This window comes from Azospirillum brasilense, from assembly GCF_008365405.1.
Classification (GTDB): Bacteria; Pseudomonadota; Alphaproteobacteria; order Azospirillales; family Azospirillaceae; genus Azospirillum; species Azospirillum brasilense_D.
Genome location: NZ_QOKV01000016.1, coordinates 13023 through 38364 on the forward strand (window position 1 = coordinate 13023; position 25342 = coordinate 38364).

At 68.4% G+C, this 25342-nt stretch carries 26 protein-coding genes; 14 read left to right on the forward strand and 12 right to left on the reverse strand.

Annotated features, from left to right (window positions below; translation table 11 throughout):
• The first annotated feature begins 432 nt into the window (after window positions 1-432).
• Entirely contained in the window at window positions 433-1650 is a 1218-nt protein-coding gene (locus tag DS837_RS21660) for a D-alanyl-D-alanine carboxypeptidase family protein (RefSeq protein ID WP_247890068.1), read from the forward strand.
• A 92-nt stretch (window positions 1651-1742) separates the two neighbouring features.
• Here DS837_RS21660 and DS837_RS21665 read toward each other — a convergent pair whose 3' ends face one another.
• Both DS837_RS21665 and DS837_RS21670 read right to left on the reverse strand, forming a co-directional pair.
• Window positions 1743-2579 carry an ABC transporter substrate-binding protein gene (locus tag DS837_RS21665; protein WP_149166655.1) on the reverse strand — a complete coding sequence of 279 codons (837 nt, stop codon included), beginning with the start codon at window positions 2577-2579 and terminating at the stop codon, window positions 1743-1745.
• Window positions 2580-2691: 112 nt separating this feature from the next.
• Window positions 2692-3387: an ABC transporter permease gene (locus DS837_RS21670; protein ID WP_149166656.1), complete on the reverse strand. Its 696-nt coding sequence runs from the start codon at window positions 3385-3387 to the stop codon at window positions 2692-2694.
• 119 nt (window positions 3388-3506) lie between these two features.
• Here DS837_RS21670 and fdhD point away from each other — a divergent pair, with 119 nt between their 5' ends.
• The 13 genes from fdhD to DS837_RS21735 all read left to right on the forward strand — a co-directional run bounded on the left by fdhD (window position 3507) and on the right by DS837_RS21735 (window position 14666).
• A complete protein-coding gene (fdhD, locus tag DS837_RS21675; RefSeq protein WP_149166657.1) occupies window positions 3507-4388 on the forward strand; it encodes a formate dehydrogenase accessory sulfurtransferase FdhD in 882 nt (293 codons plus the stop codon).
• The gene (gene mobA, locus DS837_RS21680; RefSeq protein ID WP_149166658.1) at window positions 4378-5004 is read left to right on the forward strand and encodes a molybdenum cofactor guanylyltransferase MobA; all 627 of its coding nucleotides are present in this window, start codon (window positions 4378-4380) and stop codon (window positions 5002-5004) included. The genes fdhD and mobA overlap by 11 nt, the downstream gene beginning before the upstream one ends.
• On the forward strand, window positions 5001-5495 hold the full coding sequence (locus DS837_RS21685) for a DUF3305 domain-containing protein (protein WP_114859184.1): 495 nt from the start codon (window positions 5001-5003) through the stop codon (window positions 5493-5495). Before mobA ends, DS837_RS21685 begins: the two co-directional genes overlap by 4 nt.
• Window positions 5496-5636: 141 nt before the next feature.
• Window positions 5637-6206 (forward strand): DUF3306 domain-containing protein, encoded by a 570-nt coding sequence (locus tag DS837_RS21690; protein WP_149166659.1) that lies wholly within the window; start codon window positions 5637-5639, stop codon window positions 6204-6206.
• A 290-nt stretch (window positions 6207-6496) separates the two neighbouring features.
• Window positions 6497-7108 (forward strand): TorD/DmsD family molecular chaperone, encoded by a 612-nt coding sequence (locus tag DS837_RS21695; RefSeq protein ID WP_149166660.1) that lies wholly within the window; start codon window positions 6497-6499, stop codon window positions 7106-7108.
• A gap of 163 nt (window positions 7109-7271) precedes the next feature.
• Window positions 7272-7472: a hypothetical protein gene (locus DS837_RS21700; RefSeq protein WP_038529100.1), complete on the forward strand. Its 201-nt coding sequence runs from the start codon at window positions 7272-7274 to the stop codon at window positions 7470-7472.
• A gap of 15 nt (window positions 7473-7487) precedes the next feature.
• The gene (locus tag DS837_RS21705) at window positions 7488-10376 is read left to right on the forward strand and encodes a formate dehydrogenase subunit alpha (protein WP_149166661.1); all 2889 of its coding nucleotides are present in this window, start codon (window positions 7488-7490) and stop codon (window positions 10374-10376) included.
• A 20-nt stretch (window positions 10377-10396) separates the two neighbouring features.
• Window positions 10397-10993 (forward strand): formate dehydrogenase FDH3 subunit beta, encoded by a 597-nt coding sequence (gene fdh3B / locus DS837_RS21710; protein ID WP_038529096.1) that lies wholly within the window; start codon window positions 10397-10399, stop codon window positions 10991-10993.
• Window positions 10990-11184 (forward strand): hypothetical protein, encoded by a 195-nt coding sequence (locus tag DS837_RS21715; protein WP_149166662.1) that lies wholly within the window; start codon window positions 10990-10992, stop codon window positions 11182-11184. Before fdh3B ends, DS837_RS21715 begins: the two co-directional genes overlap by 4 nt.
• Before the next feature lie 32 nt (window positions 11185-11216).
• Window positions 11217-12278, forward strand: a complete 1062-nt coding sequence (locus DS837_RS21720; RefSeq protein WP_149166663.1) for a formate dehydrogenase subunit gamma — start codon at window positions 11217-11219, stop codon at window positions 12276-12278.
• A gap of 11 nt (window positions 12279-12289) precedes the next feature.
• Window positions 12290-12679, forward strand: coding sequence for a hypothetical protein (locus tag DS837_RS21725; RefSeq protein ID WP_149166664.1), 390 nt, complete (start codon window positions 12290-12292; stop codon window positions 12677-12679).
• 101 nt (window positions 12680-12780) lie between these two features.
• Window positions 12781-13785, forward strand: coding sequence for a WD40 repeat domain-containing protein (locus DS837_RS21730; RefSeq protein WP_149166665.1), 1005 nt, complete (start codon window positions 12781-12783; stop codon window positions 13783-13785).
• Window positions 13786-13967: 182 nt separating this feature from the next.
• Window positions 13968-14666 carry a class II aldolase/adducin family protein gene (locus tag DS837_RS21735; RefSeq protein WP_149166666.1) on the forward strand — a complete coding sequence of 233 codons (699 nt, stop codon included), beginning with the start codon at window positions 13968-13970 and terminating at the stop codon, window positions 14664-14666.
• Window positions 14667-14685: 19 nt separating this feature from the next.
• On the opposite strand, the gene DS837_RS21740 is transcribed toward DS837_RS21735, so the two are convergent.
• From DS837_RS21740 to DS837_RS21785, 10 genes are all read right to left on the reverse strand, one after another.
• Window positions 14686-16758: a sensor histidine kinase gene (locus DS837_RS21740; RefSeq protein WP_149166667.1), complete on the reverse strand. Its 2073-nt coding sequence runs from the start codon at window positions 16756-16758 to the stop codon at window positions 14686-14688.
• A 191-nt stretch (window positions 16759-16949) separates the two neighbouring features.
• Entirely contained in the window at window positions 16950-17765 is an 816-nt protein-coding gene (locus tag DS837_RS21745; RefSeq protein WP_149166668.1) for a DODA-type extradiol aromatic ring-opening family dioxygenase, read from the reverse strand.
• Window positions 17766-17877: 112 nt separating this feature from the next.
• On the reverse strand, window positions 17878-18357 hold the full coding sequence (locus DS837_RS21750) for a F0F1 ATP synthase subunit B family protein (protein ID WP_170295945.1): 480 nt from the start codon (window positions 18355-18357) through the stop codon (window positions 17878-17880).
• Window positions 18354-19004: a F0F1 ATP synthase subunit B family protein gene (locus DS837_RS21755; protein ID WP_149166669.1), complete on the reverse strand. Its 651-nt coding sequence runs from the start codon at window positions 19002-19004 to the stop codon at window positions 18354-18356. The genes DS837_RS21750 and DS837_RS21755 overlap by 4 nt, the downstream gene beginning before the upstream one ends.
• Window positions 19005-19091: 87 nt before the next feature.
• Window positions 19092-19316, reverse strand: coding sequence for an ATP synthase subunit C family protein (locus DS837_RS21760; protein WP_014239727.1), 225 nt, complete (start codon window positions 19314-19316; stop codon window positions 19092-19094).
• 73 nt (window positions 19317-19389) lie between these two features.
• Window positions 19390-20133: a F0F1 ATP synthase subunit A gene (locus tag DS837_RS21765; RefSeq protein ID WP_035672105.1), complete on the reverse strand. Its 744-nt coding sequence runs from the start codon at window positions 20131-20133 to the stop codon at window positions 19390-19392.
• A gap of 12 nt (window positions 20134-20145) precedes the next feature.
• Window positions 20146-20508, reverse strand: a complete 363-nt coding sequence (locus DS837_RS21770; RefSeq protein WP_014239729.1) for an AtpZ/AtpI family protein — start codon at window positions 20506-20508, stop codon at window positions 20146-20148.
• A gap of 176 nt (window positions 20509-20684) precedes the next feature.
• Window positions 20685-21287 carry an SCO family protein gene (locus tag DS837_RS21775; protein ID WP_149166670.1) on the reverse strand — a complete coding sequence of 201 codons (603 nt, stop codon included), beginning with the start codon at window positions 21285-21287 and terminating at the stop codon, window positions 20685-20687.
• A 270-nt stretch (window positions 21288-21557) separates the two neighbouring features.
• Complete coding sequence (locus DS837_RS21780; protein ID WP_247890069.1) at window positions 21558-23741, reverse strand: bacteriohemerythrin; 2184 nt, start codon at window positions 23739-23741, stop codon at window positions 21558-21560.
• Window positions 23742-23993: 252 nt separating this feature from the next.
• Window positions 23994-24731 carry a PhoH family protein gene (locus DS837_RS21785; protein ID WP_149166671.1) on the reverse strand — a complete coding sequence of 246 codons (738 nt, stop codon included), beginning with the start codon at window positions 24729-24731 and terminating at the stop codon, window positions 23994-23996.
• Window positions 24732-25342 lie beyond the last annotated feature (611 nt).

Sequence of the window (25342 nt, forward strand, 5' to 3'; positions counted from 1 at the left end):
ATCGTCGGGCGTCGCTTGGGCGGGCGTGTCATGAGGTGCCTCGCGTCCGGTATGGATGGGGTGGGATGGTCCTGCCCTTCCGGGAAGATGGATCGACGGTCGCGCTCCTTCAACGCGGTTCGCCCCGGACGGGTCCCCGCCTTATCCAATTTCGTCACAGCGGCGCCGAAGAAATCGAGGCGATAAATTAACGAATTGTCGCTAGACACTGATTTCCATGGAATTTACCATTGCGCCAAACAGCAAGTATTAGCCTTTGGCGGGGGCATCATGAACGTAACGGGCCAGACCGTTCGAAGCCTGCTTTTCGCGTTCGCTTGGGGCGGGCGCGAAACGGAGGGGGAACAGGCCAAAGAACGTTTGGCGAATGGACGTTCGACTCTGGGAAGTGCCTTCGGCATTACCCCTTTCGTTCGAGGGCTGTGCGGCGCCTTGGCGGTTTTGGCGGTGACGGTGCTGGCGCCGTTGCCGGCGCTGGCCGCGAAGTACGCGGCGATCGTCGTCGACGCGCGCACGGGTGAGGTTCTGCACGAGGAGAACGCCGACACCCTCACCTATCCGGCGTCGCTGACCAAGATGATGACGCTCTACCTGACCTTCGACGCGCTGGATTCCGGGCGGCTGCGGCTGGACCAGGCGCTGCCGGTGTCGGCCTGGGCGGAGGCGCAGTCGCCGACCAAGCTCGGGCTGCGCGCCGGCAAGACGCTGCGGGTGGAGCAGGCGATCCTCGGGCTGGTCACCAAGTCGGCCAACGACGCCTCGGTCGTGCTGGCGGAGGCGCTGGGCGGCAGCGAGGCGAAATTCGCCGAGATGATGACCCGCAAGGCCCGCGAGCTGGGGATGCGCAACACGGTGTTCCGCAATTCCAACGGCTTGCCGAACATGGAGCAGCTGACCACGGCGCGCGACTTCTCCATCCTGTCGCGGGCGATGCTGTCCGACCACTCCCGCTACTACCCCTATTTCAGCCGCCGCGCCTTCGTCTATGGCGGGCGCAGCCTGAACAACCACAACCGGTTGATGTCGCGTTACGAGGGCATGGACGGCATCAAGACCGGCTACACGGTGGCCAGCGGCTTCAACCTTGCGGCGTCGGCGGTGCGCGACGGGCGGCGTCTGGTCGCCGTGGTGCTGGGCGGCAAGTCCGCGGCCTCGCGCGACGCCCGTATGGAAGCGATCCTGGACCGGGCGTTCGACAAGCCGAGTCGCGGTTCGGAGGCGCCGGTCGTTGCCCGCGCCGGGGACGAGGACACGCCGCGCGCCACCGCCAAGGGCAGGCCGCCGGCCCGGCCGGAGACCATCGCGCAGCTCGCCTCCACCGTTTCCACCCCCGCCGCGGTCCGCCCACCGGCCCGCGCCCGTGACGAGGACGCCGATTCGCCGAAGGCGGACGGGTCGAAATGGGGTGTGCAGGTCGGCGCCTTCTCCACGCGGGAGGCCAGCAAGCGGGCGCTGACCCAGGCGACCAAGCAGGCGCCCTTCCTGCTGCGCGCCGCCAAGCCGGCGGTGACCCCGGTGAAGTCAAACGGCTCCACCGTCTACCGCGCCCGCATGGTCGGGCTGGACGAGGGGACCGCCCGCAAGGTCTGCTCGGAACTGACCCGCAGCGGCCACCGCTGCGTCCCGGTGTCGCTGAACGAGAAGCTGTAGGCCGGCTTCTTCCCGCGGGCACTTTTTCCGCCATATGAAAAAGGCGCAGCCGCGGGGCTGCGCCTTTTTTCATGTCCGCGGAGCGGGGGCGGTCAGGCGCCCGGCTCGTTGGCGTTCGGGAAGAACAGCGAGTTGCCGTTGATCTTGTAATCCGCGATGGCCTGCTGGCCTTCGGCGGAGACCAGCCAGCTCACGAAGGCCTGCCCGTCGGCGGCTTTGACGTGGCTGAACTTGGCCGGGTTCACCAGCATGACGCCATACTGGTTGAACAGGCGCTTGTCACCCTCCACCAGGATGTCGAGATCGCCGCGGTTCTTGAAGCTGAGCCAGGTGGCGCGGTCGGTCATGGCGTAGCCGTTCACCGCGGCTGCGGTGTTCAGCGTGGCGCCCATGCCCTGGCCGATGGCGCGGTACCAGCCGTCACCCGCCGTGGGGTCGACGCCGGCGGTCTTCCACAGCGCCTGCTCCGACTTGTGGGTGCCGCTGTCGTCGCCGCGCGACACGAAGGGGGCCTTGGCGGCGGCGATGCTCTTCAGCGCGGCGGAGACATCCTTGCTGCCGCCGACCTTGGCCGGATCGGCCTTCGGCCCGACGATCACGAAGTCGTTGTACATGACCGGCTTGCGCTCGATGCTGAAGCCCTCGGCGACGAACTTGTCCTCCGACGGCTTGTGATGGACGAACAGCACGTCGGCGTCGCCGCGCTTGGCGATGTCGATGGCCTGGCCGGTGCCCTTGGCGACCACGCGAACCTCGATCCCGGTCTTCTCGGTGAATTTCGGCAGGATCGACTTGAACAGGCCCGAATCCTCGGTCGAGGTCGTGGAGGCCACGGTGATGAAGCGGTCGGCGGCGGTGGACGGCTGAACGGAGCCGAGCAGCAGAGCCGCCGCGGCGGCGCATCCCAGCACGAAAGAACGGCGCAGCATCGGACTATCCCTCTCCAGGTTCTCGCCCGCCTTGGTTGCGGGCTCTGGCGGCGACTATGGGAAAGTTCGAATGGCTTTGCAAATTTTCCAGAATCGCGGAGGCGGTGGTGGTTCAGGCCCGCCGCGTCTCCCGCACCATGGCGGCGGCGAGGTTCACCGACAGCGACAGGGTCATCAGGATGACGCCGAGGCCGAGCGCCAACGGCAGGTCGCCCTTGCTGGTCTCCAGCGCGATCGAGGTGGTCATGACGCGGGTCACCTGGTCGATGTTGCCGCCGACGATCATCACCGCCCCAACCTCCGCCGAGGCCCGCCCGAAGCCGGCCAGCACGATGGTCAGCAGGCTCCAGCGCGCCTCCGACAGCAGGGTGAACAGGGTGGTGACCGGCCCCGTCCCCATCACCCGCAGCAGGTCGCCATACTCCATCAGCAGATCCTCGACGATCTGGCGGGTCAGGGCGGCGACGATGGGGACGATCAGCACGGTCTGAGCCACGATCATCGCGGTCGGGGTGAACAGCAGCCCCAGCACCCCCAGCGGGCCGGAGCGCGACAGGATCAGGTAGACGATCAGCCCCACCACCACCGGCGGCAGGCCCATTGCGGTGTTCAGGAACAGGGTCACCGCGCGCCGTCCCGGAAAGCGGAAGGCGGCCACGGCGGCGCCCAGCGGCAGGCCGATCAGGGCCGACAGCAGGACGGCGGTCAGGCTGACGCGCAGCGACAGGCCGACGATCCCCACCAGACCGGGGTCGAGGTCGGCGATCAGATGGAAGGCGGTGACGAAGGCCAGACCGAACTCATGCATAGGGGTACTCGTGCATACCAAGCGCTCGCGCGTCAAATCGGGGCCGCATCGCTTCCGTCTTGCGGGAGCCGATCATCCGCCGCTTGCCCCGGCGCGCAATCTTCCCCACTCTTCCGGTCATGGACCTCTCGGAATTCACCATAAGGCCGGACCCGGCGAATCCCAAGCTGACGGAGCGCGTTTCCGGGCTGGATCAGGACGGGCGCCCGGTGGAGGCGTCGGTCACCGTGGAACGGCCGCTGACGCTGTACCTGAACGGGCAGGAGATCGTCACCATGATGACGATCGCCGACTACCCCGATTATCTGGCGGTGGGCTACCTGCTCAACCAGAACATGCTGAAGCGCGACGACCGGATCACCGGCATCGACTACGACGAGGAGATCGACACCGTCGTCGTCCGCACCGAGCGCGCCACGAATTACGAGCAGAAGCTCAAGAAGAAGACGCTGACCTCCGGTTGCGCCCAGGGCACTGCCTTCGGCGACGTGATGGAGACCTTCGAGTCGGTGAAGCTGAACCCCGACGCGCGGCTGAAGACCTCCTGGATCTACGCCCTGTCGAAGAAGATCAACCTGACCCCCAGCCTGTATCTGGAGGCCGGGGCCATTCACGGCTGCGTGCTCTGCCAGGACGACCGCCCGCTCGTCTATATGGAGGACGTCGGGCGGCACAACGCGGTGGACAAGGTGGCCGGCTACATGCACCTGCACGGCGTGCCGGCGCACGACAAGATCTTTTACACGACCGGGCGCCTGACCTCCGAGATGGTCATCAAGACGGTGCAGATGGGCATCCCGATCCTGATCTCCCGCTCCGGCTTCACCGCCTGGGGGGTGGAGTTGGGGCGGCAGGCCAACCTGACCATGGTCGGGCGGGCCAAGGGCAAGCGCTTCCTCGCCTTGGCCGGCACCGACCGGCTGGACTTCGACGCCGACCCGGCGTCGGTCGGCGACGAGGGCGGGCGTCACCAGCGCAAGGGGAGCCGCGATGAAGAGTGAGGGCATTGCCGGCGTGCTGCTGGCCGGCGGCCTGTCGCGGCGCATGGGCGGCGGCGACAAGAGCCTGCGCACGCTGGGCGGGCGCAGCATCCTGGAGCGCATCGTCGCCGCGGTGCGCCCGCAGGTCGGGCCGCTGGTGCTGAACGCCAACGGCGACCCGGCGCGCTTCGCCGCCTTCGGCCTGCCAGTGGCGGCGGACGTGGTGGAGGGCTTCGCCGGGCCGCTGGCCGGGGTGCTGACCGGGATGGAGTGGGCGCGGGCCAACGCGCCGGACTGCCGCTGGCTGGCCAGCTTCGCCACCGACGCGCCCTTCATTCCCGGCGATCTGGTCGCCCGTTTGATGGCGGCGGTGGAGCGCGAAGGCGCCGACCTCGCCTGCGCCCGCTCCGACGGGCAGGAGCATCCGGTCTTCGGGCTGTGGCGGGTGGACCTCGCCGACGACCTCCGCCGCGCCATGGTGGAGGAGGACATGCGCAAGGTGGACGCCTGGACGGCCCGGTACCGTCTGGCGGTTGCCGACTTCACCACCGATCCGGTAGATCCCTTCTTCAACACCAACCGCCCCGACGATCTGGCGGAGGCGGAACGGCTGATGGCGGCGGGACTGGTCCGATGAGCGAGACCCTCAACAAGATCGAGACGATGGCCCTCGGCATCGTGCTGGAGCGCCGCAAGGGCACCAGCGCCTGGGCGGAATGGGCGTGGCGCCCGGTATCGGTGATCCCCGGCGCTCCGCCGGTCGACGGTCCCTGGCGGTTGCTGCGCGAGGGGGAGGGTTGGGCGCATTTCCACGCCGCGACCCTGCCGCTGGAACTGTTCCGCAGCGACACCGAAGGCTACAAACTGAACCTGTCGCAGGAGCCGCCGCGCCTCTGGGTCGTGCTGCGTCCGGACGAGACGGGTGAGCCGGGGGGCGTCGTGCCCTTCGTCGTCACCGCCTCCGCCCACGAATGCGAGGCCTATCAGGTGAGCGGCGTGGAGATGGTGGAGACGGTGCCGATGCCGCCGGAGGTCACGGCCCTGGTCCGCGACTTCACCGAGCAGCACCATGTGGATGTCCCCTTCGTGAAGCGTGAGCGCAAGCGGCACTTCCCGAAGCAGGGGTGATGAATTCTTGATGGGGCGCCAGTCCCACGCCCCCCTTCCCGGCCTCCCCCCGCTGACAGAGGGGGAGGAGAAAAGCCCTCCCCTGCAGTGCGGGGGAGGGTTGGGTGGGGGCAAGGTGTGGACCGCCCTGAGACGCACAGCATGACCGACGAATCGTTCCTCTCCCGCTGGTCCCGCCTGAAGCGGCAGCCCGTCGCCCCCGCCCCGGAACCGGTGGAGCCACCGCCGGCCGAGGAACCGCCCGCGCAACTTCCGGTGGATGCGGTGGCCGAACCGGCCGAGACCGCGCCGGAAGCTGACGACCCGCTGAAGGACCTTCCCCCTGTGGAGGATCTGACGCTGGAGTCCGACTTCACCCCCTTCCTGCGGGCGGAGGTCCCGGACGACCTGCACCGGCAGGCGCTGCGCAAGCTGTGGACCTCCGACCCGGTCTTCGCCAACGACGACGGGTTGAAGGATTACGCCGACGACTACGCCAGCCTGTTCACCGGGTCCTCGCCGGTGAAGACGCTCTACCGCGTCGGCAAGGGCTTCCTCGACGCCGCGGAGGAGGCGGCGGAGAAGGCGGAGCAAGGAGCTGGCGGGACGGCCGCGGACGGCGGCGCCGATGAAGACGGGAAAGAAACAGTGGCGCTTCCCGAAGGTTCGGAGCCGGAACAGATCCCCTCTGCTTCGCAGGAACCGGACATCGATATGACAAAAATAGCATAGCGCTAGACCAGCCCAAGTCGCGGTAAGCACACTTCTGAGTCAACCTTTGTTGACAAACACCGCGAATCTGCCCTTTAATACCCCGACACTGCACGTTAAGCCTCTGATGTGGCGAGGCTTTTCGCGGGTGCAATATGAGGTTGTCGGTCCAGGGCGTCTCGGGCGCCGGCCCTTGACGCCGTGAGCCTGCAACGGGCGAGCCAATGCGCCGCCGTTGTCGCGACGGGTGGGGCCGGGTGCCGGAGTTTTGCCGATCTGGTCCTTTTGTCGTGTCGGGAGGGATGAACGCCGTGTCCGTGACCGGTGAACACGATCCGTCGGCCCTGCCGCCGGAGGAGATGCAGCGGGCGCAGCTCTACGCGCTGCTGGCGCATCTGCTTGCCCGCCCGCCCGGCGGGGAGTTTCTGGCCGCCCTGTCGGCGCTGGACGGCGACGCGAGCCCGCTGGGGCAGGCGCTGAGCGGTCTGGCCGAGGCCGCACGCCGCACGGACGCCGCCGCGGTGGAGGAGGAGTTCAACACCCTCTTCATCGGCGTCGGCGGCGGCATCCTGTCCCCCTACGGCTCCTACTATCTCACGGGTTTCCTTCACGAAAAGCCGCTGGCGGAGCTGCGCGGCGACATGGCGCTGCTGGGCATCGCCCGCGCCGACGAGGTGAAGGAACCGGAAGACCACATCGCCGCCCTGGCCGAGATGATGGCGGGTCTGATCACCGGGGCCTTCGACGCCCCGGCCGATCTGGAGGCGCAGCGCCGCTTCTTCGACCGCCACATCGGCTCCTGGGCCGGCAGGTTCTTCACCGATCTGGAATCCACGCCGTCCGCCGCCTTCTACCGCGCGGTGGGAACGCTGGGTCACCGGTATCTGGAGGTCGAGGGGAAAGCCTTCGACATGGCGGCGTGACGGGGCGGCATGACCGCACACCGGCACCGTCGCCGAACAGGCAACAAAACAACGAGACCGGCCCACGACAAGGCCGGTCCGGAAACGCTGAAAACAAGGCCCGGAAACCGGGCGGCACATCGGCCTTCAGTCTCGGGGAAGCCGCGAAGAATAGGGTGAAGCTATGACGGACAAGAAGGAAAAGACCACGCTGGCGCGGCGCGACCTGTTCCGCGCGGCTGGATTGGGCGTCGGCGCGCTGGGCGCCGCCGCCGTGGGCGCCGTGGCGGGCGCGGAGCCGGTGCAGGCCGCCGAGCCTGCTCCCGCCCAGGGCTACCGCGAGACCGACCATGTCCGGACGGTCTACGAACTGAGCCGCTTCTAAGAAGGACCGCCGCACATGCTGACAAAGAAGAAGGCGGCTGCTTCCGGCGGCCGTTCACTGGCGAAGATGGTTTCCGGCCTGACCGGTAACACCGTCGACCGTCGTTCGTTCCTCCGCACCTCGGGCATCGCCGCCGGTGGCGCCGCCATCGCCGCCACCATGCCCTTCGGCATGGTGAAGAAGGCCGAGGCGGTGACCGCCACCCCCGCCGCGGGCGCGCCGGTCAAGCTGGTCAAGAACGTCTGCACCCACTGCTCGGTCGGCTGCACGGTCACCGCCGAGGTGCAGAACGGCGTGTGGATCGGCCAGGAGCCGAGCTTCGACAGCCCGATCAACCTGGGCGCCCATTGCGCGAAGGGTGCCGCGGTGCGCGAGCACGCCCACGGCGACCGCCGCCTGCGCTACCCGATGAAGATGGTGGACGGCAAGTGGACCAGGATTTCCTGGGACCAGGCCATCCAGGAGGTCGGCGACAAGCTGCTGGCGATCCGCGAGAAGTCCGGCCCGGATTCGGTCTTCTGGCTCGGCTCGGCCAAGCACAGCAACGAGCAGGCCTACCTGATCCGCAAGTTCGCCGCCTTCTGGGGCACGAACAACGTCGACCATCAGGCCCGCATCTGCCATTCCACCACCGTCGCCGGCGTGGCGAACGTGTGGGGCTATGGCGCCATGACGAACTCGTACAACGACATCCAGAAGTCGCGCGCGATGTTCTTCATCGGCTCCAACGCCGCGGAGGCCCACCCGGTCTCCATGCTCCACATCCTGAAGGGCAAGGAGCAGAACAACGCCCCGCTGATCGTCGCCGATCCGCGCTTCACCCGCACCGCGGCCAAGGCCGACGAGTACATCCGCTTCCGCCCCGGCACCGACGTCGGTCTGATCTGGGGCATCCTCTGGCACATCTTCGAGAATGGCTGGGAGGACAAGGAGTACATCGCCAAGCGCGTCTACGGCATGGACGAGATCCGCGCCGAGGTCGCCAAGTGGACTCCGGAAGAGGTCGAGAAGGTCACCGGCGTTCCGGGCTCGCAGCTCAAGCGCGTCGCCCGCACGCTGGCTTCCAACCGTCCGGGCACGCTCGTCTGGTGCATGGGCGGCACGCAGCACCACATCGGCAACAACAACACCCGCGCCTATTGCGTGCTCCAGCTGGCGCTGGGCAACGTCGGCGTGACGGGCGGCGGCACCAACATCTTCCGCGGCCACGACAACGTGCAGGGCGCCACCGACTTCGGCGTCACCTCGGACTCGCTGCCCGGCTACTACGGCTTGGCGGAGGGCGCGTGGCGCCACTGGGCGCGCGTCTGGGACGTCCCCTATGACGAGGTCCTGGCCCGCTTCAAGGACAAGAAGCTGATGGAGGCCACCGGCATCCCGGTGTCCCGCTGGTTCGACGGCGTCCTGGAAGCCAAGGAGAACATGGATCAGCCCGAGAGCATCAAGGGCATGGTCTTCTGGGGTCACGCGCCGAACAGCCAGGTCCGTCTTCCGGACATGAAGAAGGCGATGGAGAAGCTGGAGCTGCTGGTCGTCGTCGATCCGTTCCCGACGATGACCGCCGTCCTGTCCGACCGCAAGGACAACTTCTACCTGCTGCCCGCCGCCACCCAGTTCGAGACCGTCGGGTCGCGCACCGCGTCCAACCGTTCGGTCCAGTGGTGCGACAAGATCATGGAGCCGCTCTTCGAGGCGAAGACGGACCATGAGATCATGTACCTGTTCGCCAAGAAGTTCGGTTTCGCCGAGCCGATGTTCAAGAACATCAAGCTCCACGGCAACGAGCCGGACATCGAGGACACGACGCGGGAGTGGAACCGCGGCATGTGGTCGGTCGGCTACACCGGCCAGTCGCCGGAGCGGCTGAAGCTGCACATGCAGCATCAGGCGACCTTCGACAAGACCACGCTGCGCGCCAACGGCGGCCCGTGCGACGGCGACTATTACGGCCTGCCGTGGCCCTGCTGGGGCACGCCGGAGATGAAGCATCCGGGCACCGCCAACCTCTACGACACCTCCCTGCCGGTCGCCGAGGGCGGCGGCGCCTTCCGCGCGCGCTTCGGCGTCGAGCGCAACGGCGTGACGCTGCTCGCCGAGGGCTCCTACCCGGTCGGGTCGGAGATCAAGGACGGCTACCCGGAAGTCACCTACGCCATGCTGGACAAGCTGGGCTGGACCGGGGACCTGACCGAGGCCGAGATGGCGGTCATCCGGAAGATCGGCGGCGAGAAGATCGGCGCGGTGTCCTGGACCACCGACCTGTCGGGCGGCATCCAGCGCGTGGCGATCAAGCATGGCCTGAACCCGCCGGGCAACGCCAAGGCCCGCTGCGTCGCCTGGAACTTCCCGGACCCGGTGCCGGTGCACCGCGAGCCGCTCTACACGCCGCGCCGCGATCTGGTCGCCAGCTACCCGACCTACAAGGACACCAAGTCCTGGCGCCTACCGACGCTCTACAAGTCCATCCAGGACCGCGACGTGTCGAAGGAGTACCCGATCATCCTCACCTCCGGCCGTCTGGTCGAGTATGAGGGCGGCGGCGACGAAACCCGGTCGAACCCGTGGCTGGCCGAGTTGCAGCAGGACATGTTCGTCGAGATCAACCCGTTCGATGCCAACAACGCCGGCATCAAGGACGGCCAGATGGTCTGGGTCGAGGGTGCGGAGCAGGGCAAGGTGAAGGTCAAGGCCATGCTGACGGAGCGTGTCGGCCGCGGCGTCGCCTTCATGCCCTTCCACTTCGGGGGCCACTTCCAGGGCCAGGATCTGCGCGCCAAGTACCCGCAGGGCGCCGACCCGATCGTGCTGGGCGAGGCGGCGAACACCGCCACGACCTACGGCTACGACTCGGTCACGCAGATGCAGGAAACCAAGACCACCCTCTGCCGGATCTCGGCGGCCTGAGACGCTAGGAGTTCATCACCATGGCCCGCATGAAATTCCTCTGCGACGCGGACCGCTGCATCGAATGCAACGCCTGCGTCACCGCCTGCAAGAACGAGCACGAGGTGCCCTGGGGCATCAACCGCCGCCGCGTCGTCACCATCAACGACGGCAAGCCGGGTGAGCGGTCGATCTCGGTCGCCTGCATGCATTGCTCCGACGCGCCCTGCAAGGCCGTCTGCCCGGTCGACTGCTTCTACCAGACCGAGCAGGGCGTGGTTCTGCACAACAAGGACCTGTGCATCGGCTGCGGCTACTGCTTCTACGCCTGCCCGTTCGGCGCTCCGCAGTACCCGCAGGCCGGCAACTTCGGCACCCGCGGCAAGATGGACAAGTGCACCTTCTGCGCCGGCGGCCCGGAGGCCGACAACACGGACGCGGAGTACAGGAAGTACGGCCGCAACCGTCTGGCCGAAGGCAAGCTGCCGCTCTGTGCCGAGATGTGCTCGACCAAGGCCCTGCTGGCCGGCGACGGCGACAAGGTGTCGGACATCTACCGCGAGCGCGTGGTCGCCCGCGGCTTCGGGTCCGGCGCCTGGGGCTGGGGCACCGCCTATCAGATGAAGGCGGGGTCGTGACCGTGATCCGCCGCACCGTCTGTGCGATGGCGCTTCTCCTCGTCACCCCGCTTCTGGCGGGGTGCAACGAGGAGGAGCAGGCGCGCCCGATCCATCTGGAGAAGGGCGTCTATCGCGGCGCCGCGGACAGCCAGCTGTCCGCGGATCAGGTCCAGGCGCTCCAGCAGCGCTCGGCCGGCCAGCGTTTCTGATGGGCGCGGTTCTCAAGGGAAGGGCTGACGCAATGACGTCGAATCATTCCAAGGGCGGATCGGCCAAAGGCTGGCTCCGGTCGCCGTTCCAGATCGTGCTGCTGGGCGTCGCCATGCTCGCGCTGACCCTGGTCATGGCCAACGTCTCGGCCGCGTCGGCGGCGGAGGCGTTTCCGCCGGTCGCCAGCCAGCCGGCCGACGGCACCTCCAAGACCGATATGTGGCGCGGCATCCGCTCCGGCGAGCAGGGCACCGTCTCCATCCCCAACAAGAGCGCCGGCGTGCTGGTGCAATCGGAAGGGGAGGCGTGGCGCTCGGTCCGCAACGGTCCGCTGTCCACCTACGGCGGCTGGGTGCTGGGCGGCATGCTCGGTCTGCTCGTCCTGTTCTTCCTGGTGCGCGGGCGCATCCGGATCGACGGCCAGAAGACCGGGCGCACCATTCAGCGCTTCAACGCCTTCGAGCGGGGCGTGCACTGGCTGACCGCCGGCAGCTTCGTCATCCTGGCCTTCACCGGGCTGAACCTGATGTACGGGCGCTACACCATCTTGCCGCTGCTGGGGCCGGAGACGTTCGCCGGCATCACCCAGTACGGCAAGTTCGCCCACAATTATCTGGGCTTCGCCTTCATCCTGGGCATCCTTCTCATCTTCGTGATGTGGGTGAAGCACAACATCCCGGAGCGCAACGACATCACTTGGGCGCTGAAGGCCGGCGGGCTGTTCAGCAAGGGCGTGCATCCGGCGGCGAAGAAGTTCAACGCCGGTCAGAAGGTGATCTTCTGGGCGACGGTGCTGGGCGGCGCGGCGCTGGGCTTCACGGGCGTGCAACTCCTGTGGCCCTTCTCCTTCGCCTCGCTGGCCGACCTGCAACTTTACCAGCTGATCCACGCCGCGGTGGCGGTGGTGCTGACCGCGGTCATCATCGCGCACATCTACATCGGCTCGGTCGGCATGGAAGGGGCCTTCGACGCGATGGGCTCCGGCGACGTCGAACTCCAGTGGGCGCGCGAGCACCATTCGCTGTGGGTTCAGGAGGTGACGGGCGAGACTCCGCGTTCGCACCACAGCCGCCACCGCGCGCCCGCCGAGTGAGGACACCAGCCATGCGCTCTTTCCTGATCGGCCTGCTGCTGGCCGGGGCGGTCGCCGCCCCGGCCGCCGCCCAGACCTCCGCCCAGACGTCTCCGGCGGCCAAGCCGGCGGACGAGGTGAAGCGGATCGTCGAGCAGACTTACAACGTGCAGGTCCTGCGCGTGACCGAGGCGGCGCTGGAGGACGGCACCGCCGTCTACAAGGTCGCCGCCATGATGCCGGGGACCGCCGGCAACGCCGCGTTCATGGTCAACACCCTGACCGTCGATGCGGCGACCGGCCTCGCTTTGCCGCCCTTCCGCCACCACGCGGCGGGCTACAGCCTCCCCCAGGGCGGCAGCTACGAGCCGAACCGGACCTCCAACAACCCCGCGGTCGCCCGCGGACACACCTGGCGCTGAGGACATCCGGCGCTGAGGACAAATCGGCGCCGACACCTGTTACCCCCTGACCGGCGGCTGTAAGGCGGCCGGTCTTTTCTTTTCCGGGAGGTGGTTCGGGCATGGGGTTTGGGCATCTTCCGGGGAACCCTCCGTGCCACGCCCGCCGCCGGCTGCTCGCGCTGGCCGCCGCGGCGCCCGTCCTGACCGTTCCCCGGCTGTCCCGCGCCGCCGACCTGATCGGCCATGGCGCCATGGTCAACGCTGTCGCCGTGTCGCCCGACGGCGCCCGCGTCCTGACCGGGAGCTGGGACTATTCGGCCATCCTCTGGGACCTCGCGTCCGGCTCGCAACGCGCCTCCTTTCACGAGCACGCCGCCGGGGTGACCGCCGTGGCCTTCCTGCCGGACGGCACGCGCGCCCTGACCGGTAGCCGCGACGCCGCCATCATCCTTTGGGATCTGGGGAGCGGCCGCTCGCTGCGCCGTTTCGAAGGCCACAGCGCCACCGTGGCCGGTCTGGCGGTGGCGCCGGACGGCCGGAGCTTCGCCTCCGCGGGCTGGGACTTCGCCATCCGTGTCTGGGATCTGGAAAGCGGCGCCGCGCTGCGGGTGCTGGAGGGGCATGGCGCCAACGTGAACGCCGTGGCTTACACCCTGGACGGCGGGCGGCTGGTGTCCGCCGGTTACGATTTCCAGATCCGCGTCTGGGACGCCGCGACCGGTCAGGAGAAGGCCATCCTGGAAGGGCATGAGGGCAGTGTGAACGGTCTGGCCCTGTCCCCCGACGGGCGGCTGGCCGCCACGGCGTCCAGCGACGAGACGGTGCGGCTGTGGGACCTAGAGGCCGGCACGCTTCTGCGCACGCTCTACGGGCACACCGGCTTCGTCACCTCCGTCGCCGTCTCGCCTGATGGCCGGACGTTGCTGTCCGGTGGGGGAGGCGACCGCCGCGTCCGGCTGTGGGACGCCGCCACCGGGCGGCAACTCGCCTCCTTCCGCGGCCATGAGAAGCCGGTCCTGGCGGTCGCCTTCACCCCGGACGGGCAGAGTGCCCTCTCCGCCGGCTACGACGCTGTGGTCCGCCACTGGGACCTGACAAGCAAAGCCGACGCCGAGCGTCCCTAAACCCCTCTCCCGCCCCGGGAGAGGGTGGCCCGAAGGGCCGGGTGAGGGTAAAACAAAGTTCCAGGCGCTGATCCTTGCCGACACCCTCACCCTCCCGCCGCGCTGCGGCGGGTCCCTCCCTCTCCCGGGACGGGAGAGGGGCACGGGAGGCGCGCACTGTTCCACAAGCGAGACCGCACCCCATGACCAGCCTGTCCCACCCGGTGCCGCGCCGCGCCATCATCGACACCTGCCTCGCCATGAACGGGTCGGGCATCAACCAGGGCTCGTCGGGCAACCTGTCGGTGCGGGTGGAGGGCGGTTTCCTCATCACGCCCAGCAGCCTGCCCTATGACGAGACGGCGCCCGAGGACATCGTGGAGATGGGCTTCGACGGGACCTATGTGGGTCGGCGGCGGCCCTCGTCGGAATGGCGCTTCCACCGCGATATCCTGAAGGCGCGGCCCGACGTGGACGTGGTGCTGCACGCCCATTCGACCTTCGCGACGGCGCTGGCCGTCCATGGCCGGGGCATCCCCAGCTTCCATTACATGGTGGCTCTGGCCGGCGGCGATTCGATCCGCTGCGCGCCCTACGCCACTTTCGGCACGCAGGAACTGTCCGACCACGCCGTCGCGGCGCTGGAGGGGCGGCTGGCCTGCCTGCTGGCCAACCACGGCATGATCGTGCTCGGCAAGACGCTGAAGGGTGCCCTCGCCCTGGCGGTCGAGGTGGAAACGCTGGCCCGCCAGTATCTCCACGCCCACCTGCTGGGCGAGCCGGTCATCCTGCCGCCGGAGGAGATCGCGCGCGTCGCCGAGAAGATGCGCCGCATGACGTACGGCCTGCCGCCCGACGAGGGCGCAGCCCCGGAGGACACCGCCCGCCTGCGCGAGGCCTGACGGTCAACGACTTCGGGCGTCAGGAGGCCAGTTGGGCGACCGGGCGCAGGGGGCCGACGGTGACCAGCGGACGCTTTGTCGCGCCGGCGGTGCCGACCTGGAGCGGGCGCTCTTCCGCCGGGGGCTGGTAGTAGGCGGGCAGGGCCACCGTGACACGCGTGCCCTGGCCGGGCTCGCTGGCCACCTCGATATCGCCGCCGAGCATGGCGGCGTAATGGCCGACCAGGGTCAGGCCGAGCCCGGCACCGCGCCGCCTGGTGCCGCTGCCACCCTGGACGAAGGGCTGGAACAGCCGGGCGGTCTGGCTGGTGGCGAAGCCGCTGCCGCTGTCGGTCACGGTGAAGCGCAGCCAGGGCTCGCCGTCGCGCTCGGCCCGCTCGGCAGCCAGCAGGACGGCGCCGCCCTGGGTGAACTTGCAGGCGTTGTCCAGCAGGTTGAGAAGCGTCTGCCGGACCTTGCCGAAATCCGAATACATCTGGCCGAGCGACGCGGTCTCGGCCTGGAGCGTCACCTCGTTGCCGTTGAGGTCGGCGGCGGGCAGGGTGCGCTCCCGCGTCTCGATCAGCAGCCGGTGCACGTCGAAATCCTGAAGCACGACGTCCATGTTGCCGGCCTCGATCCGGGCATAGTCGAGAATCGCATCGACCAGGGTCAGCATCTGCTCGCCGGTCCACTGGATCTGCTCGATGTCGGTCGCCAGCTCGCCGGCGCCCAGCCGGTGCAACTCGCCCATCAGCGACTGGCTGGAGGCGACGATCTCGTTGAGCGGGGCGTGAAGCTCCTGCCCGATGTTGACCAGGAAATGGGTCTTGGCCTCGTTGGCGGCGTCGACGCGTTCCTTGTCGCGCAAAAGCTGGCCGTGCCGGTCGGCGGCCTCCTGGCGCTGGCGCTCCATCTCCGCGCTGTTGTCGCGCAGGATGCGGACGGCGCGGGCCATGGCGGCCACCTCGTCCGCCCCCTCGTCCGGCGGCAGGGCGATGTCGGTCCGCCCGGCGGCGAGCGAGGTCACGGCGGCGGCCATGCCGGCGACCGGGCGGGCGACCCGGCGGTTGACGAACCAGACCATCGCCAGCCCCGCCAGCGTCACTCCCAGCGCCGCCCACAAGGCGATGCGCACCGTGCGCCAGGACTGGTCGGCCAGACCGCCGCGCAGAGCCGCCGCGACGGCGTCGTTGCGCTGGCGGATCTCCGCCGCCTGGGTGGCGACGGCGGCGGCGTTGGGCGTCAGCCGCTCGGCGCGCAGCCCGTCCTCGTCGGCGAGGGAGGCCTCGATGCCGTCCAGCACCCCGTCGATGCCGGCCAGCGCCGCCTCCACCTCGTCGATGGTCTGGCGGGTGCCGGGGACCCAGAGATAGCGGTTCATCTCCGCCAGCTTGGCGCGGGCGTTGCCCAGCTCGGCGCGCATGCGCAGCGAGTCGCGGTCGTCGCGCCGCGCCACATAACGGCCGAGATGGTCCTGCATCATCAGGATGGCGACGGTCGCGTCGCCGGCCAGCGCCGCCGAATCGACGCCGCCCGCGTCCTTCAGCCGGCCCAAACCGGCGCGGATCTGGGAAATCTGCGGCTCCAGCACCGACTCGGTCAGTCGGGCGCGCTCGCCGCGCAGGGCGACCAGCGCCTCGAAGCCGCTCCAATAGGCGTCCAGCGCCCTACGCGCGCCGTCCACCGAGCGGCGGTCGGCATCGTCCTGCACCATTCCGGCCAGGGCGGTCAGCCGCTCCACCAAGCCGTCGCGGCGCAGCCCGGCGTCGAGCAGGCTCTGCTGGTCGCCCTCGGCCAGATGGTCGCGGACCGAGACCTCCAGGTCGCGCAGCCCGATGTCCAGGTCGGCGGCGGTCTGGGAAGCGTCGGCGTAACCGGAGAAGGTGCCGACCTCGCGGCTGACCCCGTAGAGCGAGGCCACGCCGATCAGCGCCAGCAGAAGGACCAGAGCCAGAATCACGCCGAAGCCCAGCCCAACGCGCGCGGCGAGCGTCAACTCGTCCAGGCGGCGCAGGAGACCGAGCCCCGGAAAGGAGCGCGCGAGGCGGGCCGGGGCACCGAGGGGGGAGGGGGCGTCGCCGGACCGGGGCAGGGTTCCGTTCCGCTTCACGCCACGTCCCGTACGCGCTGTCGTTGGTAAGCCACGAGATCCGGCCGAAGGTTGCGGGCGGGAAAAGCCCGACGTTGTCAGAAACCCTTCCGTGTGCACGGACGGGTGGCGCGGATTGTAGCTTGGCGAGACAACGGCGCAAACAGACAAGTGCGTCGGTTCAGCCCCCTTTAAACATCTCCGGCACCGTGTCAGGCCGCGCCGTGGAAGGCATAGGCTTGCATGCCGATGCTGCCATGCTCGAATCCGCTGTGAAGCCGCTCCGTCCGCACCGCGCTTCCGGCGGCGCCGAAGGCCACGGGCAGGGGCAGAAAATGTTCGTCGGTGGGGTGCGCCGCCTTGGCCTGCGGGCAGAGCGTCTTCCAGCCGGCCAGCGACGCCTCGTCGCCCGCCGTCAGCACCCCGTCGAGCCAGCCGGCGAAGTCTTCCGCCCAGCCGGCCACGTCGTGTTCGCCGAAGCGGAAATCGCCGAGATTGTGGACGGCGCCGCCGCTGCCGAGGACCAGCACGCCCTCGTTCCGCAGGGGCGCCAGGGCGCGGCCCAACGCGATGTGGTCGGAGGCGGTGGCGCCGGGCTGGACGGACAGCTGGGCGACCGGGATGTCGGCCTCCGGATACATCAGCATCAGCGGGACCCAGGCGCCATGGTCGAGTCCCTGACCGGGATCCACCGCGGCGCCGGTCAGCGCCCGCACGCGATCGGCCAGCGCCGGAGCGCCGGGTGCCGCGTAGCGCATCGCGTAGAGGGCGCGGGGGAAGCCGTAGAAGTCGTGGATGGTGTCCGGCTGGGCGGCTCCGCTGATCGCCGGGGCCTGGGTCGTCCAGTGGGCCGACACCGCGATCACCGCGCTCGGGCGGCCCAGCCGCGTGCCCAGACCCTCCAGGAAATGGCGGCCCGGCGAATCCTCGATGATCAGCGTGGGGGCGCCGTGGGAGACGAAGACGCTGGGGAAGGGGACGCTGGGGAAGGGGGAGGGCGGGGCGGCGGCCGGCTGGGTCGTGGTCATGGAATGGGCTCCGGGTTGCCGAACCATTCCACCAAAGAAAAACCCCGGCGCATAGGCCGGGGTTTTTCGAAAGACCGTTGCCGGTGCTGCAACGATGCGCCGGGACCGGCGATCAGTGCAAGTGCTTCGGCAGCTCGGCGATCGACTGGTCGATCAGCTTGTCCGCCTGGGCCGGCTGGATGCTGGTTTCCAGGATGCGGCGGCTGGCGTCCATGGCGATGTCGACGGTCAGGTTGCGGACCTCGGCCAGCGCCCCGGCTTCCGCCTGGGCGATGCGGTCCATGGCCTGGGCCTCGCGGCGCTTCAGCGACGCTTCGAGATCGGCGCCGGCCTGCGAGCGGAGGCGGTCGGCCTCTTCGCGGGCGTGGGCGATGATGGCCTCGGCCTCCTTCAGCGCGTCGCGCTGACGGCGCTGGTAGTTGGCGAGCAGCGCCTGGGCGTCTTCACGCAGGCGCTGGGCCTCGTCCAGCTCCGCCCGGATCTTCTCGGCGCGGGCGTCGAGAAGGCCGGTGATCGCGCCGGACGCCTTCTTCCACACCAGAGCGGCGAAGATGATGAAGGCGATGGCGACCCACATTTCAGGCGTGTTCATGACCGGCGCTCCTCGATCACGGCGGCGACCGCCGCATCGGCCTGGGCCGCGTCGACGTTCAGCCCGGCCAGACGGCCGGCGACGTCGCGGGCGATGTCGGCGGAGATGGAGCGGACGTTGGCGATCGCCTGCTCCTTGGCCGCGGCGATGTTCGCCTCGGCGCTGCGCAGACGCTCGGCGTTCTCGGCGCTCAACTGGGCCTGACGGGCGTGGTTGTTCGCGTCGATCTCGGCGGCCACCTGGGCGATCAGGGCCTGGGCTTCGGAACGGGCCCCGGCGAGGGACTGATCGACCTGGGCCATGGAGGCCTCGGCCTCTTCCTTGAGCGAAGCGGCCTTGCTCAGGTCGCGCGAAATGCGCTCCTGGCGCTCCTCCAGAACCTCGGCCACGCGCGGCAGCGCTTTCTTGGACAGGAGGTAGTAGAGGGTGATGAAGGTCAGCGCCAGCCAGAAGATCTGGGTGGGGAAGGTGGCGGGATTGAGCTGCGGCAGGCCGCCGGCGGCGTGCTCGCCGCCATGGGCGGCTTCCGGCGCGTGCTCCGCCGTCGCCGCCAGGACGTTACCGGCAAGCACGGTCAGAGTGGCGAGCGAGGCGCCCGCAGCACCCGACCAGCGGACCAGCCGTCGCTTGGCCAACAGGTTCGGCATGGATCGGTCCCCCTAGGCAAGAATGCGGCGCCGAAACTTCGAGAGCCCGGCGCCGCGTCAGAGCGAAATTGGAAGTTCGCTCTGGCCTTAGGCGAACAGGATCAGGAAGGCGATCAGCAGGGCGAACAGCGCGACGGCTTCCGTCAGCGCGAAGCCCAGAATGCCGATCGGGAAGACCTTCGGCTGGACGGCCGGGTTGCGGGCGATCGAACCGATCAGGGTCGAGAAGATGTTGCCGATACCCAGGCCGACGCCGGCGAGGGCGATAACGGCCAGACCGGCACCGACGTACTTGGCGGCTTCAGCTTCCATGGTACTCATTCCTCTAGGTAAGGGTGAACTGTGGTGGAGAAGGTAAAGAGATGATCCGGGTCGGCGCTGGGGCTCAGTGCAGTTCCAGCGCGTCGCGGATGTAGAGGCAGGTCAGGATCGAGAAGACGTAGGCTTGCAGGAACGCGACCAGGAACTCGAAGCCGGTCAGCGCGATGTTGATGGCCAGCGGAACGAGGCCGGCGAGGAAGCCGACGGCGCCCAGGCCGCTGATCATCATAACCGTGAAGCCCGCGAACACCTTCAGCATGGTGTGACCGGCCATCATGTTGGCGAACAGTCGGATCGACAGGCTGACGGGGCGCATCAGGTAGGAGATCACCTCGATCGGGATGAGGATCGGGGCGAGCGCCAGCGGCGCGCCGTGCGGCATGAAGAAGCTGAAGAAATGCAGGCCGTGCTTCATCAGGGCCAGGACGGTCACGAACACGAACACCGTCGCCGCCAGCGTGAAGGTCACGATGATGTGGCTGGTGAAGGTGAAGGTGAACGGGATCATGCCGACGAGGTTGCCGAACAGCACGAACATGAAGATCGCGAAGACGAACGGGAAATACGGGCGGGCGTCGTGCCCGGCGTTGTCCCGAACCATGTTCGCGACGAATTCGTAGAAGATCTCGGCCAGGGACTGCAGGCGGCCCGGAACCAGGGCGCGGCCAGACATGCCGAAGACGAGCAGCGCGTAGATCAGCGCGACCGCCACGACCATGAAGAAGGCCGAGTTCGTGAAGGACACGTCATACCCGGCGATCACGATCTGGAGGATCGGGTTGATCTGGAACTGGTGCAGCGGATCCAAGGTCGTCCTCGCTCAGTGTGCGTCGCCGTTGGGGCGCTCGTTGTCATCCTCACGGGCCCGGCGGTAGCCGGGGGCTAATCCGAGCCCGGTGATGGCCCGGTAGACATTCAGAATTCCGGCCGCCGCGCCGAGGAAGAACATGACGATCAATCCCCAGGGCGCCGTTCCGAGCCAGCGGTCGAGCAGAAGCCCGCCACCGACGCCAACGATCATGGCAGCGACCAGCTCGGTTCCGATTCGAAAGGCGATGCCGAGAGGACTCTGCGGCAGCCGGTGATATTTCCCCGGACCGCTCTGCGATTCCTTCCCTTCACGCGCCTTCTTCAGTCGGGCGTCAAGCTCTGCCAGAGACGGCGGGGGCTTTTCGTCGCTCATGTCGCTTCGTTGTCCCCGTTGTCTCGCAGCCACGCGAAAGCGGCGAGACCATACGGACAGGGCACAACCCTGTCAAGTCGCAAAACCCTTAATACAAGTGCTTGAAAACCCAACGAAACCGCGCTGAAACCTTGGTATTACCGGGTCAAAGGGCGCGGCTCCGCTCGTGTTTTCCGTCAGCCGGCAATGCGGCTGCCCAGATCCTGGGCCACGCGGTCAGCGGTGGTGCCCGCCGGATACACTCCGAGAAAGCGCCCGTCGGGTCCCATCAGGTAAAGAAAACTGGAGTGATCCATCAAGTAATCCTCCGGTTTTCCGCCTTCCTGCGGCGCCTTGGCGTAATAGACCCGGTAGGCCTTGGCCGCCGCCTTGACCTGCTCCGGCGTGCCGGTCAGCCCGACCAGATTGGGGTGGAACAGCCCGACATAGTCCTTCAGATGCGCCACCGTGTCGCGCTCGGGATCGACCGAGATGAACATCGGCTGCACCTTGTCCGCCTGCACGCCCAGCAGATCCATGGCGCGGGCCATCGTCCCCAGCTCCGTCGGGCAGACGTCGGGGCAATAGGTGTAGCCGAAATAGATCAGCAGGTACTTGCCGCGATAGTCGGCGTCGGTGACCGTCTTCCCGTCCTGGTCGGTCAGGGTGAAGGGTCCGCCGATGGGCACGCTGCTCTGCACCGTGCTGGAGGCGTTGTCGACCTGCCACCAGGCGATGCCGGCGGCGATCACGAGCCCCACGGCGGAGGCGGCGGCGATGCGGATGAGTCGGGCTTTCATGACCGACTGGAATGGGGCGGCGCGCGGCCCAGGTCAAGAGGGCATTGTGCCCATGGCGGTGGCGTTGCGCGCTCACCAGAGGCGGCGCGCGGCCCAGCGCAGAGCCAGCGCCGCCGGCGATGGCGCCCGGCAGCAGGGCGAGGAGCAGCCAGGTCAGGCGGGGCTTCCAGACGACGACGCTGATGAGAGCCCAGGCCAGCAGCGCGGCGGTCAGCTTTGGAAGGGCGCCGATGAACAGGTCGCTCAGAAACCCGCCATGCCGGACGCTCCTCACGCGGCCTTGCGCGCCGGCTCTCCCGGCTCGTGGGCCAGATGGTTGCCGATGCGCTTGTCGAAGCGTTGGATGTGGCCGGTCAGCCAGTCGCGGAACAGCGCCAGCAGATCGTCGCCGACCCGCGCCTCCCCGGCCGCGAAGCGCTGCTTCAGCTCGGCCACGCGCTTGCGCAGGGCGTCGTGCTGCGCCTTGTGCTGCACGAAGTCGGGATAGCCCGAGCGCTGCATCACCCGCTCCTCCTCCTCGAAATGCAGGACCGTGTAGGCGACGAGCTGGTCGATGGCCGACCCGATGGCCTGCGGCACTTCGCCGCCCCGGATGCGCCGGGCCGCCCGGTTGATCAGCGCGACCAGGATCATGTGGTCGTTGTCGATGTCCTCCTGCCCGACGGCCAGCGTGTCGTTCCAGGGCATGAAGACCTCCTCCCCGGCCGGGGCGAAGAGAGTGGCCAACTCCGCGCTGTTGATCGCCTCCACATTGATCAGGAAGGCGTCCACCAGATTGCGCAGGGACCCGGCCTGCTGCGCGAGGCTCTCCGCGGCATCGAGCAGGCTGTTGGCGGCCTTTTCCGTCTCCAGGGCGGAGGCCGAGACCTCGTCGATGCTCGTGGAGACCTGCCGCGTGCCCTGCGCCGCCTCCCCCGCGCTGCGGGCGATCTCGCCGGTCGCCGCACCCTGCTGTTGGACCGAGGCGGCGATGGACGTGCCGATCTCGTCGCTGCGGGCGATGATCCCGGCGATCTCGCGGATGGCGGTGACGGCGCCCTGCGACGCCTGCTGGACCTCGGTGATCTGGGCGGCGATCTCCTCCGTCGCCTTGGCGGTTTGGCCGGCGAGGTTCTTCACCTCGCCGGCCACCACGGCGAAGCCCTTGCCCATCTCGCCGGCCCGCGCCGCCTCGATGGTGGCGTTGAGCGCCAGCAGGTTGGTCTGGCTGGCGATGCTGGTGATGAGGTCGGCGACCTCGTTGATCTTCTGCGCGGCGTGGCCCAGCCCGTCGATGCGCTCGCTGGCTTGGCGGGAGGCGTTCACCGCCTGCATGGAGATGTGCGAGGAGGTGGCGACCTGGGTGCCGATCTCCGCGATGGCGCTGCTCAGCTCCTCGGCGGCGGAAGCGACCGTCTGCACGTTCACCGACGCCTGCTGCGACGCCCCGGCGACCGAGGCCGCCTCGCGCATGTTGCGGTCGGCGGTGTCGGACAGCGAACGCGCCGTGTTCTCCAGCGCCTGCACCGCCTGCCCGACTGCGCCGACCATGGCGCTGACCGTGGCGTCGAACCGCTCGGTCAGCCGTTCCAGGGCGCGGGCGCGCTGCCCGGTCACGCGGTGCTCCACCTGCTGGCGTTCCCAATGGCGCTGCAGGTCGATCTGGTTGTTGCGGAAGATGTCTAGGGTGCGGGCCATGACGCCGATCTCGTCGCCGCGCCGGGTGCCGGACACCGTCACCGCCGTGTCGCCGCCGGCCAGCGTCTGCATCACCCCGGTCATCGCGTGCAGCGGCCGGACGATGGCCCGGCTGACCAGCAGGGCGATGCCCGTCGCCGCCAGGGCGATCAGCAGCCCCAGCCCGCCGAGGAACAGGGCGGCCTCGCGGAAGGCGGCGGCCACGTCGTCCACATAGATGCCCGACCCGATCAGCCAGCCCCAAGGCTCGAACCCGCGCACGTAGGAGATCTTCGGCACCGGCTCCGCCTGGCCGGGCTTCGGCCACAGATAGTCGACGAAGCCGCCGTCGGCCGCGACGCCGACGCGGGTCATCTCGACGAACAGCAGCTTGCCGTTCGGGTCGGCGGAGCGCGACTGGTCCTGCCCGTCCATCTCCGGACGGATGGGGTGCATGATCATGCGCTGCGCGCGGTCGATGACGAAGAAATACTCCGAACCGGCGTAGCGCAGCCGGCGCAGCGCGTCCTTGGCCGCCGCCTGGGCGGCGTCGCGGGTCAGCGTGCCCTTGCGCTCCATCTCCTCGTAATGGGCGACGAGGCTGTGCGCGACCTCCACCACGCTGCGGGTCTTGTCCTGGCGGTCCTTCATCATCTCGGCGCGCAGGCCGAACAGGCTGACGGCGGCGATCAAGGCGAGCCCGACGGCCGCGACGCCCAGGATGACGGAGATCTTACCCTTGATGCTGATGCGCTCGAACACCTGACGTTCCTCCGGAATCTTCGTCTTCCGGCGCAAGGGCGCCGGTCCCGGACGAAGCGGTGACCGTCCGGAAATTCTGCTAAATTTTTTGTTACTTTTGCTCCGGGGGCCTGATCGTCGTCAAGGCGCATCAACCCAGGGTGAGAAAACGTCGCGGGTCTCTTTCCAAACGTTCGGAAGGAGAGGCGTGCTGCGCCGCGAAAAAGAAAAGGGAGGCCCGCAGGCCTCCCAAAGTTGTGATCGGTGCGCCGATGATGGAGCGTCGGCGCCGTTCGTTTGCCGACGACTTCAGAGCACGGTCAGCATGCTGGCGACCAGGGGGTGGCGAACGATGTCGGTGTCGCTCAACCGGACGACGGCGATGCCCTCCACCGCCTCCAGCCGGCGCGCGATGTCGGCCAGACCCGACAGGTTGTCCAGCAGGTCCGTCTGGTCGGGGTCGCCGGTCAGGACCATGGTGGAATGCCAGCCCAGCCGGGTCAGCAGCATCTTGACCTGGGCGTAGGTGCAGTTCTGCGCCTCGTCGATCACCACGAAGGCGTTGTTCAGGGTGCGCCCGCGCATGAAGCCGACGGGCGCGATCTCGATGGTGCCGTCGGCCATCAGGGCGCGCAGGCGCTTGGCGCCCAGCCGCTCGCTCAGCGCGTCGTAGAGCGGGCGCAGGAAGGGGGCCATCTTCTCGTGCATGTCGCCCGGCAGATAGCCGATGCTCTCGCCCGCCTCGATGGCCGGGCGGGACAGCACGATGCGGTCGACCTTGCCCTCCTCCAGCGCCTCCACCGCGGAGGAGATCGCCAGATAGGTTTTGCCGGTGCCGGCGGGGCCGAGCGCCACAACGAGGTTATGGTCCTTGATCGCCTCCATCAGCCTCTTCTGGTTTGGGCTCTGGGGCTTGACCTTGCGGAGATAGCTCTGGTCGCGGCGGTCGGCGCCGCCCACGGGGTCCCAGCCGGCGGCGGGGAACAGCGGGTGGACCGTCGACTCGGACGCTGAAACGGCACTGCCTTTGGTCTGGCGTCTGGCCATATCGCTCTCCTAACGTCACGTTGGTGGGCGGCGGCTCCGGGCACAAAAAAACCTCCCGCGAGCGGGAGGTCGTCGATGTTGCTGTGCAACAGGATGGCCGGAGTCTGGCTTGCCGGTGCGAGGCGTGCGTCCCGTCGGCTGCGCCCGTCATGGGGTGCCGGCGACAATCGGACGCTCGGGAACGAAGCAGGATGCAAGCGGAACCTCTTCGTCAGAATAGGAACCTCACATCACAAACATAGGGCGCGCGGCGGCGAACGTCAGGCGAAATTGCGGGCATCGCAAAAGATTCACACAAGATGTTGTGGGTGAGCCGCAGGTGGAGGCGCGGCGGCGACGGACTACCGCCAGAGGCGGAGGGAACCCGCCGCCGGCGCGACGAGGGGATGTGTTGAGGTTGCCTGGACCATCTTTGCGGGCGCTGTGGCGAGGGAAAGATGCCGCAGCGCGAAAAGGGCATAGTCCCGCAAAACCCTTTGCCCAGCGAATCCAGTTCCATTACCATACTTTGTGGTGAGACCTTCCGCTGACGCAACACATGGACCTCCAGCCCGGACGGGGACGCCCTGTTCCGGCCCGTGGCGCGTGTGTCCGGTGGTTGTCACTCCATC

Coding starts and splice junctions, on each gene's coding strand:
- DS837_RS21665 (WP_149166655.1), bottom strand. CDS start 2,579: ATGCTGCGCCGTTCTTTCGTGCTGGGATGCGCCGCCGCGGCGGCTCTG.
- DS837_RS21670 (WP_149166656.1), bottom strand. CDS start 3,387: ATGCATGAGTTCGGTCTGGCCTTCGTCACCGCCTTCCATCTGATCGCC.
- fdhD (WP_149166657.1), top strand. CDS start 3,507: ATGGACCTCTCGGAATTCACCATAAGGCCGGACCCGGCGAATCCCAAG.
- mobA (WP_149166658.1), top strand. CDS start 4,378: ATGAAGAGTGAGGGCATTGCCGGCGTGCTGCTGGCCGGCGGCCTGTCG.
- DS837_RS21685 (WP_114859184.1), top strand. CDS start 5,001: ATGAGCGAGACCCTCAACAAGATCGAGACGATGGCCCTCGGCATCGTG.
- DS837_RS21690 (WP_149166659.1), top strand. CDS start 5,637: ATGACCGACGAATCGTTCCTCTCCCGCTGGTCCCGCCTGAAGCGGCAG.
- DS837_RS21700 (WP_038529100.1), top strand. CDS start 7,272: ATGACGGACAAGAAGGAAAAGACCACGCTGGCGCGGCGCGACCTGTTC.
- DS837_RS21705 (WP_149166661.1), top strand. CDS start 7,488: ATGCTGACAAAGAAGAAGGCGGCTGCTTCCGGCGGCCGTTCACTGGCG.
- fdh3B (WP_038529096.1), top strand. CDS start 10,397: ATGGCCCGCATGAAATTCCTCTGCGACGCGGACCGCTGCATCGAATGC.
- DS837_RS21720 (WP_149166663.1), top strand. CDS start 11,217: ATGACGTCGAATCATTCCAAGGGCGGATCGGCCAAAGGCTGGCTCCGG.
- DS837_RS21725 (WP_149166664.1), top strand. CDS start 12,290: ATGCGCTCTTTCCTGATCGGCCTGCTGCTGGCCGGGGCGGTCGCCGCC.
- DS837_RS21730 (WP_149166665.1), top strand. CDS start 12,781: ATGGGGTTTGGGCATCTTCCGGGGAACCCTCCGTGCCACGCCCGCCGC.
- DS837_RS21735 (WP_149166666.1), top strand. CDS start 13,968: ATGACCAGCCTGTCCCACCCGGTGCCGCGCCGCGCCATCATCGACACC.
- DS837_RS21745 (WP_149166668.1), bottom strand. CDS start 17,765: ATGACCACGACCCAGCCGGCCGCCGCCCCGCCCTCCCCCTTCCCCAGC.
- DS837_RS21750 (WP_170295945.1), bottom strand. CDS start 18,357: ATGAACACGCCTGAAATGTGGGTCGCCATCGCCTTCATCATCTTCGCC.
- DS837_RS21755 (WP_149166669.1), bottom strand. CDS start 19,004: ATGCCGAACCTGTTGGCCAAGCGACGGCTGGTCCGCTGGTCGGGTGCT.
- DS837_RS21760 (WP_014239727.1), bottom strand. CDS start 19,316: ATGGAAGCTGAAGCCGCCAAGTACGTCGGTGCCGGTCTGGCCGTTATC.
- DS837_RS21770 (WP_014239729.1), bottom strand. CDS start 20,508: ATGAGCGACGAAAAGCCCCCGCCGTCTCTGGCAGAGCTTGACGCCCGA.
- DS837_RS21775 (WP_149166670.1), bottom strand. CDS start 21,287: ATGAAAGCCCGACTCATCCGCATCGCCGCCGCCTCCGCCGTGGGGCTC.
- DS837_RS21785 (WP_149166671.1), bottom strand. CDS start 24,731: ATGGCCAGACGCCAGACCAAAGGCAGTGCCGTTTCAGCGTCCGAGTCG.